Source organism: Streptomyces sp. NPDC046197 (assembly GCF_040646295.1).
GTDB lineage: Bacteria > Actinomycetota > Actinomycetes > Streptomycetales > Streptomycetaceae > Streptomyces.
In genome coordinates, this window is the sequence record NZ_JBEYZY010000003.1 from 398,760 (window position 1) to 408,369 (window position 9,610).

Below are 9,610 nucleotides of genomic sequence, written 5' to 3' on the forward strand. Positions count from 1 at the left end.
GGAATTGTCTGGTACGGGCGAATATACGGCGGTGCGGCGTGGCCCGCGCCCCCTGGGGCTGCCGTCCCGGACCCCCGCGCGTCCTCGAGCGCCGGACGGGCCGGTGTGTGCCCGACCGGCGTCGAGAGCGCCCCGGGGGGTCATCCGGGGGTCAGCCGCGGGTCAGCCGAAGAAGACCCCTACCTCCTCGTAGAGCTTCGGGTCGACCGTCTTCAGCCTGGCGGTGGCCTCTGCGATCGGGACGCGGACGATGTCGGTGCCGCGGAGGGCGACCATCTTGCCGAAGTCGCCGTCGCGGACGCAGTCGATGGCGTGCAGCCCGAAGCGGGTGGCGAGCCAGCGGTCGAAGGCGCTGGGGGTGCCGCCGCGCTGGATGTGCCCGAGCACGGTGGTGCGGGCCTCCTTGCCGGTGCGCTTCTCGATCTCCTTGGCCAGCCACTCGCCCACCCCGGACAGCCGCACATGCCCGAAGGAGTCGAGCGACTGGTCCTTGAGCACCACGTCGCCGTCCTTCGGCATGGCGCCCTCCGCGACGACCACGATCGGGGCGTACGACGCCTTGAAGCGGGAGGTGATCCAGGCGCAGACCTGGTCGAGGTCGAAGCGCTGCTCGGGAATGAGGATGACGTTGGCACCGCCGGCGAGACCGGAGTGCAGGGCGATCCAGCCGGCGTGACGACCCATCACCTCGCAGACCAGGACCCGCATGTGGGACTCGGCGGTGGTGTGCAGCCGGTCGATGGCCTCGGTGGCGATGCCGACCGCGGTGTCGAAGCCGAAGGTGTAGTCGGTGGCGGACAGGTCGTTGTCGATGGTCTTCGGTACGCCGACGCAGGGCATGCCGTACTCGTCGCTCAGCCGGGCGGCCACGCCGAGGGTGTCCTCGCCGCCGATCGCGATGAGCGCCTCGATCTCCAGCTTGGCGAGGTTGTCCTTGATGCGGCGGATGCCGTTCTCCTGCTTGAGCGGGTTGGTCCGCGAGGAGCCGAGAATGGTGCCGCCGCGGGGCAGGATGCCGCGCACCGCGGGGATGTCGAGGCGGACCGTGTCGCCTTCGAGGGGTCCTCGCCAGCCGTCCCGGAAGCCGACGAAGTCATAGCCGTACTCCTGCACGCCCTTGCGGACGATGCCCCGGATGACGGCGTTGAGCCCGGGGCAGTCGCCGCCTCCGGTCAGTACTCCGACCCGCATGGAAATGTCCCTTCGCCGCGGTTGCCTGGTGAAGGTCACGCTAATGGTGACGCACGTCACTCAGGCATGGGCGGGAGAGTCAATTCCGGTGAACCGTCGGGTAGTTGATCACTGCAATTCCACCCGAAAGGGTGGCGGCACCGGGTGCGGAGCTTTACCCGGGTCACTCGCCGTCGAGCCCGCGTTCGATGGCGTACCGCACCAGCTCCACCCGGTTGTGCAGCTGGAGCTTGCCGAGGGTGTTCTGCACATGGTTCTGGACCGTGCGGTGGGAGATGACCAGGCGCTCCGCGATCTGCTTGTAGCTCAGGCCCTTGGCGACCAGGCGCAGCACCTCGGTCTCCCGCTCGGTGAGCCGGGGCGCGTTCGGCTCGTCGGTGCCCACGGCCGACGCGGGCTCGGCGGCCAGGCGCCGGTACTCGCCGAGGACCAGGCCGGCCAGGCCGGGCGTGAACACCGGGTCGCCGGCAGCCGTGCGGCGCACCGCGTCCAGGAGTTCCTCCGTCGACGCCGACTTCAGCAGATAGCCCGTCGCGCCCGACTTGACCGCTTCCAGGACGTCGGCGTGCTCGCCGCTCGCGGACAGGACCAGCACCCGCAACGCCGGGTTGGCGGCGACGAGTTCCTTGCAGACCTGGACGCCCGGCTTCGCGGGCAGATTGAGGTCGAGGACGAGGACGTCGGGCGCCGCGGCCCTGGCGCGGCGCACCGCCTGTTCGCCGTCGCCCGCGGTGGCGACCACCTCGAAGCCGGACTCGGCCAGGTCACGGGCGACCGCGTCGCGCCACATCGGGTGGTCGTCGACCACCATGACCCTGATCGGGACCTGCTGTTCACTCATCGCTCCGCCTTCCCCCGTGCCTTCTTGGCGTTCTTCGGTACGTTCAGTTCGACCTCCGTGCCCTGGCCCGGCACCGAGATCAGCTCCGCGGTGCCGCCGACGTCGCGCAGCCGGCCCCGGATCGACAGCGCCACACCGAGCCGCCCCTCGCCCTCGGCCTGGGCCAGCCGCCCCTCCGGGATGCCGGGCCCGTCGTCCCGCACCGTGACGACCACCGACCCCGGCTCGTCCTCGACCAGGATCCAGGCGCGGGCGCCCTCGCCCGCGTGCCTGCGGACGTTGTCCAGCGCCGCACCGACGGCTGCGGCCACCTCTGCGGCCACGGCGGGCGGCAGCAGCACCGGGGCGCCGGGTTCGGCCAGGCTCACCCGCGAGCCGGCGTACCGGGCGAGCAGGGAGCGCAGGTCGACGGGCGCGGCCTCCCCGTCCCGCGCCGACCGGTCGTGCTCCCCGGCGACCCCGGCGAGCGCGCCCTCGGCCGCGTCCTGCGACACCCGAGGGAGCGGCAGCAGTCCGCCGGAGACCAGGGTGCGCAGTGCCACCTCCTGCTCCCCCGCGAGCCGGCCCAGTTCCGCGGCCTCGCCGCCGATCACCGCACCGCGCCGCTGCACCATGGCCAGCACCTGCAGCACGCTGTCGTGGATGTCCCGGGCGAGCCGCTCCCGTTCGCGGGTGGCGGCCTCGATCTCCAGGGCCCGGGCCAGGGTGCGCTCGGAGGCGCGGGCGACCTCGACGACGTAACCGATGGCGATGGAGGCGACCCAGACCAGGACCACGTTGTGCACGGTGTCGCGGGCCGGTGAGCCGCGCTCGACCAGGTTGGCGACGGCGACCGCGGTGGAGGCGACGGCCGCCCAGCGCCAGCCGCCCTTGATGGCGAAGGCCAGAACGGCGCCGGCGGTCCAGATCGACGGCAGCGTCGGTCCGCCGTCCGCGATCCGCTGGGGGGCGTCGGCGACGGGCGTGAGGAGGATGCCGGTGAGCGCCATGGCGAGGTCCAGGACGAGGAAGCGTTTGGTGCAGCGGGCGGCGTTGGACACCTGGGGCAGGGTGGCCAAGGTCCACACGAACAGCACGCAGAAGTACGCGATGGCGACCCCGGGGCGGGCAAACCTGTCGTAGGCGCCGGCGAACAGGCCGACCGCGTAGAACATGGTGAGCACCCGGTAACCGGCCAGCGCACGCCACAGCGGCAGCTCGACCGACATCTTCATGACCCGCTCGCGCCTGGCCACTGTCCCCCCCTCGACGCTTCGCCTAGTCCGCGTTCTTCTCCTTCTCGGCCTGCTCCTTCTCGGCCTGCTCCTTCTCGGCCTGCTCCTTCTCCGCCTGCGCGAGCGCGGCCTTCGCCGCCTTCTCGGCCTTCGCCGCCTCCGCGATCTGCCGCTTGGCGGCGGTCGCGTAGATGTCGACGTACTCCTGGCCGGAGAGCTTCATGATCTCGTACATGACCTCGTCGGTCACCGCGCGCAGCACGAAGCGGTCGTGCTCCATGCCCCGGTAGCGGTTGAAGTCCAGCGGCCTGCCGATGCGGATGCCCGGCCGCATCAGCTTGGGGACGATCTTCCCGGGCGGCTGGATCTTCTCCGTGTCGATCATGGCGACCGGGATGACCGGCGCACCGGTGGCCAGCGCCACCCGCGCGAGACCACCGGGCTTGCCGCGGTAGAGACGGCCGTCGGGCGAGCGGGTGCCCTCCGGGTAGATGCCGAACAGCTCGCCGCGTTCGATCACCTCTATCCCGCTCTTCACCGCCGCCTCACCGGCCCCGCGCGCGCCGGAGCGGTCCACCGGCAGCTGCCCGACGCCCTTGAAGAACGCGGCGGTCAGCCGGCCCTTCACGCCGGGCGTGGTGAAGTACTCGGCCTTCGCGATGAACGTGACCTTGCGGTCGAGCACCACGGGCAGGAAGAACGAGTCCGAGAAGGACAGGTGATTGCTCGCCAGGATCGCGGGGCCCTCGGCCGGAATGTTCTCCAGGCCCTCCACCCAAGGCCGGAAGGCGACCTTCAGCGGCCCCCCGATGGCGACCTTCATCGCGCCGTACAACAACCGAGTGCCTCCTGTGTCTGTCGATCAGACCATAACCCGGAGCGCCGTCAAAGGAGCCGACGGCCCTGGTCGGTGTCAGTGCGGTCGCGTACGGTGAAGTACCTGCGACCGACGATGCACCCGCAGGCGACGTGTCCCCCCTTCGCGAACAGGAGACCGACGTGCCGGTCCTGCCCGGAGCCGAGCCGTTCCGCCACGAGGGCGGGGAGGTCGGCGTGCTCCTCTGCCACGGGTTCACCGGCTCCCCCCAGTCGCTGCGCCCCTGGGCGCGGTATCTCGCGGAGCGCGGCCTGACGGTCTCGCTGCCGCTGCTGCCCGGGCACGGCACCCGCTGGGAGGACATGCAGCTCACCGGCTGGCAGGACTGGTACGCGGAGGTGGACCGCGAGCTGCGCATCCTGCGCGAGCGCTGCGCGCAGGTGTTCGTGGCGGGCCTGTCGATGGGCGGCGCCCTGGCACTGCGGCTGGCCGCCAAGCACGGGGCCACGGTGCAGGGCGTCGCGGTGGTCAACCCGGCCGGCAAGGTGCACGGCCTGTCCGCGTACGCCCTCCCGGTGGCCCGCCACCTCGTCCGCACGACGAAGGGGATCGCGAGCGACATCGCCAGGGAGGGCAGCGCCGAGCTGGGCTACGACCGGGTGCCGCTGCACGCCGCGCACTCGCTGAGGAACTTCTTCAAGCTCGTCGACGGCGAGCTTCCGCAGGTCACACAGCCGCTGCTGCTCCTGCGCAGCCCGCGGGACCACGTGGTGCCCCCGGCCGACTCGGCCCGGATCCTCGGCCGGGTCTCCTCCACGGACGTGACGGAGGTCCTGCTGGAACAGAGCTACCACGTCGCGACGTTGGACCACGACGCGGACCGGATCTTCGAGGAGAGCTTCGCCTTCATCGGCCGGCTCGCACCCAGTGTCGGAAAGGAAGGGACGACCGCCGGTGGCTGAGCACGACTCCGACCGCGAGAACCGCGAGGACCGCGAGCCGGACGAGCAGGGCGCCCCCCTGGACGAGGAGGCCGCCTGGGCGGCGATCGTCGCCGGGTACGGCGAGGAGCCGCCGGACCCGCCGGAGGACAAGCCGTTCAAGCGGGTGGAGAACCTGCCGCTGCCGGACTCCTGGACGAACGACGAGGAGCCCGGGCAGGACGAGCCCGCCCCGGCGAGGCCGCTGGGCAGCTCGATCTCCTTCGCGCCCGGCATCGGCGCCGGTCCGCGCGACTACACCACGCCCGAGCCGTCCGACGACGACTTCGACGAGGACGACGAGGGTCACTTCGTCCCGCCGGAGCCGCCGCCGCTGCCCACCGCCGACACCACCGCGAAATTCGCCTGGCTGGCGGTGGTCGGCGGCCCGGTGCTGCTCCTGCTGGCCGTCCTGTTCGGCTGGGACATGACCTGGTGGCTGGCCACCCTCGGCATCGGCGGCTTCCTCGGCGGCTTCGCGACGCTGGTGACCCGTATGAAGGCGGACGACGAGGACGACGACGACCCGGGGCGGGGCGCGGTGGTCTGAGACCCACCGCGTCGTCCGAAAAGCGGCCCTACGGCGTCGCCGGCACCCTGAGGGCGGCCAGGACCGGAAGGTGGTCCGTGGCCGCCCTCAGGTCGGTCTCCGCCACACCGGGGTGCCCGAGCGGGACACCGGCGCCGAGTACCTCGATGCCCCGGGTGGCGAAGACCGCGTCGATGCGCTGGTACGGCCGGCCGGAGGCGAACGTGTACTCACCGCCCCGGGGAGCGGTGGCCCAGCCGTCCTGGAGGACGGCGGCGAGCCGCTCGAAGGTCGGCCCGTCCGGCCGCTCGTTGAGGTCCCCGCCCGCGATCGCGTGCTCCACACCCATCCCCGCGAGCCGGTCCAGGAGCATCCCGCCCTGCTCGTACCGCTCCTCCCTGTCGAGCGAGAGGTGGCAGCCGACCACGCCGAGCCGGGCACCCCCGAACCGGACGACCGCCGTGGCGAAACCCCGCCGGTGCAGGCCGGGGGTGAGCGGGAGCAGCACGTCCTGGGTGCGCTCGACGGTGGCCCGCAGCGAGCACAGGAGCGCCGGTCCGGCGGCCGTGGCGCCGCCGGTGAGGATCACCAGCCCGGAGGCCGCCGCCAGCCGCGCCAGCTTCTTGCGCCAGCGAAAGAAGCGCGGGGCCTCCTGGACCAGGACCAGGTCCGGGGCGCAGGCGCCGAACACCCGGGCCAGGGCCGCGGTGTCGTCACGCATCGACCGGATGTTGTAGCTCAGGACCCGGATGACGGCGGAACCATCGGATTCGGTGCGGGAGTTGGGCAGCAGCATGACGATCAACATACGCCCGGACGGCCCGCGCACACCTGCGGCAGCGCCCGCCGTCCCCGGTCGGGGCGCGGCGGGCGCTGCCGTACGAAGACCGCGTCACATGACCGGGTCGGGCTCCCGGGCCAGGTCGGCCGCGCCCACCAGACCGGCCTCGTTGCCGAGCTCGGCGGCGATCACGTCGGCGACCGGGCGCCAGTTGCCGCCGACCAGCCAGCGCTTGTAGGACTTGCGGATCGGGTCCAGGACCAGCTCGCCCTCGTCGGACAGGCCGCCGCCGACGATGAAGGCGGACGGGTCGAAGAGGGAGGCCAGGTCGGCCAGGCCCGCGCCGGCCCAGCGGGCCAGCTCGCGGTAGGAGTCGACGGCGACCGGGCAGCCCTGGCGGGCGGCCATGGAGATGTGCTTGCCCTCGATGCCGTCCGGGGTGCCGTCGCCAAGCGACAACAGCACCTCGGCGTTCTCCGGAGTGGCGTTGGCGCGCTGCTTGGCGTATCGCACCAGCGCGCGGCCCGACGCGTACTGCTCCCAGCAGCCCTGCGAGCCGCAACCGCACATGAGGCCGTCGGGGACCATCCGGATGTGGCCGAACTCCGCGGCGACGCCGAAGTGGCCGCGGCGCAGCTTGTTGCCGATGATGATGCCGCCGCCCAGGCCGGTGCCGAGCGTGATGCAGATGACGTTGCGGTGGCCCTTGCCCGCGCCGAACTTGTACTCGCCCCAGGCCGCGGCGTTCGCGTCGTTCTCCACGACGACCGGAAGACCGACGCGGGCCTCGACCTTCTCCTTCAGCGGCTCCTGCCGCCAGTCGATGTTGGGCGCGAAATAGACCGTCGAGCGCTGCCGGTTCACGTACCCGGCGGCGCCGATGCCCACGCCGACGATCTCGTGCCCCGCGCGTGCGCCCTCCACCGCCGAGGCGATGGCATCCACGATGGCCTCGGGCGTGGTGGGGGTCGGCACCTTGAAGGTCGAGAGGATGCTGCCTTCCTCATCGACCACGCCGGCCGCGATCTTCGTGCCGCCGATGTCGACGCCGATGGTGAGTCCCATGAATCCCTCAGTTCCGGTCGAGCCCCGCTACGGCCAACCGTACCCGAGGCCCTGCCGTCGGGGTTCCGTCGTCCGACCGGCGGGCGGGCGAAAGCCGACGGGAGGGTCCCAAGGGGCTGTCAGTCCAGGTCGATGCGTTCGCTGCCGCCGGTGCCCTCACCCCGGTCCCGGCGGTCGTCGAGGCGCCTGAGGTCGTCCCTCAGCTCGCTCCGCAGGTCCTGGGCGCGGGACGTCCACCGGCGCTCCTGGGCCGCCACGGCCGAGCGGTAGGCGGCGAGCAGCTCACTGCCGGCCGCCGCGAGATGGTCGAAGACATCCGGGTTGCGCTCCATCACCGGTTCAACGGCGGCCTTCGCCTGCTCCACCACCTGTCGCACCACCTGCTGGGCGGCGGGTCCGGCGACCGCGCCCAGCAGCGGGGACTGGAGCGCCGAGAGCTTGTCGGCGACGGTGTCGACGAGCCTGCGCAGCTCCTCGGCGGCCGATCCGGGAGGCGGGCTCTGGTGGGCGCGCCGGCGCGCCTTCTCCGCCGCGAGGTCCTCGGCACAGGCCGTGGCCCACGCGTCGGGGTCGGTGGCGTGACGCTCCCCCGGGTTCGCGGCTTCACTCGAACGGGGGAAGTCCCGACCGTCGACGGTCTCCTCCTGAGCCGCCTCGGACGTGGGGCGTTCTTCGCTCATGGCGGGCTCCTGACTACGGTTCGTCCTTACGACGTTACCCGAACGGGCGCAGCCGGTTCACCTCTCCCGCGGCCACAGGCCCGGATCCGGGCGGAACCGGATCCGCAGCTCGTCCTCGCGCAGCGCGGCCCCGTCGACCGTGCAGCGGCGCAGCGCCGAGGGCAGAGGGACGATCCGGCGGAACTGCCCGGCGGTGACGACGATTTCGTCCCCGCGCCGGACGAGGTCCAGCTCGTCGCGTATGGCGCCGGGCAACGGCAGGTGCCACACCAGCACCCCGTCCTCGGCGAGCCGGTCGGTGACGGGCCACCCGACCGGGCCGGCTCCCGGGTTGACGCCGGGCATGCCGAGGGCGGCCAGGTCGTCCAGTCCGCGCGGGTCGCGGCCCAGGTGGGCGGCCCGGTGCAGGCGGTACGACTCCTGCCACTCGTCGAGAGCCTTGCGCTGCTGGGCGACGGGACCCGCGAGCCAGGAGTCCGCGGCGGCCTCGGGCAGCACCCGGCCGGCGACGAGGGACTCGACGGGCAGCGCGCGCAGGGCGAGGCCGAGGCCGGCCGCACGGACGGCGTCGGCACCGGCCGGGCCCGGCTCGGCGACCAGGCGGACGGCGGTGCCGCGGTCGGCGAGCACGGCCTCCACCGCGGCCAGCTCGGCGTCCCAGCGGGCGGCCGTCTCGTACAGCCACTCCGCGGGCATGGGGACACCGGCCAGCCGGCCGAGGACGGGGCGCAGGGCACGGGCCGCCTGCCGCTCCGGCGGGAGGAGACGGCGCAGATAGCGGCGCAGCTCCTCGGGGAGCGAGAGCAGGGCGAGTGCCTGCGGGGTGGGCGGCAGGTCGACGACCAGCAACTCGAAGCGCTCCGAGAGCGCCGCGTCCCGCAGCGCGCGCAGCAGGGCGAGCTCCTCGGCGCCGGGCAGCGGCGTGACCTCCTCGGCGTCCAGGCGGGAGGCGCCCACCAGGTCCAGGACGCCCGCGGCGCGGTCCTGGAAGGCGGCGAGGTCGTCCCGGAAACCGGCGGCCGCGTCGGGGCGCCATGCGGTGAGGTGGGGCAGGACGGAGGTCGGGGCCGCACCCGTCGGCACGCCCAGCACCGCACCGAGGGTGTCCGTGCGGTCGGCACTCAGAACGAGAGTGTCGGTGCCGTCACGGGCGGCGGTCAGAGCGGTCGCGGCGGCAACGGTCGTACGACCACTGCCGCCCGGGCCCGTGATCAGGAGGGTGCGCATGACGGTGAACGGTAGCTGTGTTTGATGGCTCGGTCGCCTACGGGGCGCCCAAGCCGGTGTCGAGACCTCGATCGTGCTCAGCGCTTCGCGCCGCGTGCTTGATGGCTCGGTCGCCTACGGGGCGCCCAAGCCGGTGCCGAGACCTCGATCGTGCTCAGCGCTTCGCGCCGCGTGCTTGATGGCTCGGTCGCCTACGGGGCGCCCAAGCCGGTGTCGAGACCTCGATCGTGCTCAGCGCTTCGCGCCTCCGCGCGTTCGAGGTCTCGAAACCCGCGCGCCCCCACG

10 protein-coding genes are annotated in these 9,610 nt (G+C 72.8%); 2 read left to right on the top strand and 8 right to left on the bottom strand.

Features of this window, described 5'->3' with window-relative positions; genetic code table 11:
* Positions 1-162 precede the first annotated feature (162 nt).
* The 4 genes from AB0A61_RS06950 to AB0A61_RS06965 all read right to left on the bottom strand — a co-directional run bounded on the left by AB0A61_RS06950 (position 163) and on the right by AB0A61_RS06965 (position 4,069).
* Positions 163-1,191 carry a 6-phosphofructokinase gene (locus tag AB0A61_RS06950; protein WP_361287268.1) on the bottom strand — a complete coding sequence of 343 codons (1,029 nt, stop codon included), beginning with the start codon at positions 1,189-1,191 and terminating at the stop codon, positions 163-165.
* 163 nt (positions 1,192-1,354) lie between these two features.
* The gene (locus AB0A61_RS06955) at positions 1,355-2,032 is read right to left on the bottom strand and encodes a response regulator transcription factor (RefSeq protein ID WP_361287271.1); all 678 of its coding nucleotides are present in this window, start codon (positions 2,030-2,032) and stop codon (positions 1,355-1,357) included.
* On the bottom strand, positions 2,029-3,267 hold the full coding sequence (locus tag AB0A61_RS06960) for a DUF5931 domain-containing protein (protein ID WP_361287274.1): 1,239 nt from the start codon (positions 3,265-3,267) through the stop codon (positions 2,029-2,031). The genes AB0A61_RS06955 and AB0A61_RS06960 overlap by 4 nt, the downstream gene beginning before the upstream one ends.
* A 22-nt stretch (positions 3,268-3,289) precedes the next feature.
* Positions 3,290-4,069, bottom strand: a complete 780-nt coding sequence (locus tag AB0A61_RS06965) for a lysophospholipid acyltransferase family protein (protein WP_361287357.1) — start codon at positions 4,067-4,069, stop codon at positions 3,290-3,292.
* A 176-nt stretch (positions 4,070-4,245) separates the two neighbouring features.
* Here AB0A61_RS06965 and AB0A61_RS06970 point away from each other — a divergent pair, with 176 nt between their 5' ends.
* Positions 4,246-5,025 (top strand): alpha/beta fold hydrolase, encoded by a 780-nt coding sequence (locus tag AB0A61_RS06970; protein ID WP_361287277.1) that lies wholly within the window; start codon positions 4,246-4,248, stop codon positions 5,023-5,025.
* The gene (locus AB0A61_RS06975; protein WP_361287280.1) at positions 5,018-5,593 is read left to right on the top strand and encodes a hypothetical protein; all 576 of its coding nucleotides are present in this window, start codon (positions 5,018-5,020) and stop codon (positions 5,591-5,593) included. The genes AB0A61_RS06970 and AB0A61_RS06975 overlap by 8 nt, the downstream gene beginning before the upstream one ends.
* 28 nt (positions 5,594-5,621) lie before the next feature.
* Here AB0A61_RS06975 and AB0A61_RS06980 read toward each other — a convergent pair whose 3' ends face one another.
* From AB0A61_RS06980 to AB0A61_RS06995, 4 genes are all read right to left on the bottom strand, one after another.
* Complete coding sequence (locus tag AB0A61_RS06980; protein WP_361287283.1) at positions 5,622-6,380, bottom strand: endonuclease/exonuclease/phosphatase family protein; 759 nt, start codon at positions 6,378-6,380, stop codon at positions 5,622-5,624.
* Positions 6,381-6,464: 84 nt separating this feature from the next.
* Positions 6,465-7,418 (bottom strand): ROK family glucokinase, encoded by a 954-nt coding sequence (locus tag AB0A61_RS06985; RefSeq protein ID WP_361287286.1) that lies wholly within the window; start codon positions 7,416-7,418, stop codon positions 6,465-6,467.
* 119 nt (positions 7,419-7,537) lie between these two features.
* On the bottom strand, positions 7,538-8,098 hold the full coding sequence (locus tag AB0A61_RS06990; RefSeq protein WP_361287289.1) for a DUF5304 domain-containing protein: 561 nt from the start codon (positions 8,096-8,098) through the stop codon (positions 7,538-7,540).
* Positions 8,099-8,155: 57 nt separating this feature from the next.
* A complete protein-coding gene (locus AB0A61_RS06995; protein ID WP_361287292.1) occupies positions 8,156-9,325 on the bottom strand; it encodes an ArsA-related P-loop ATPase in 1,170 nt (389 codons plus the stop codon).
* Positions 9,326-9,610 lie beyond the last annotated feature (285 nt).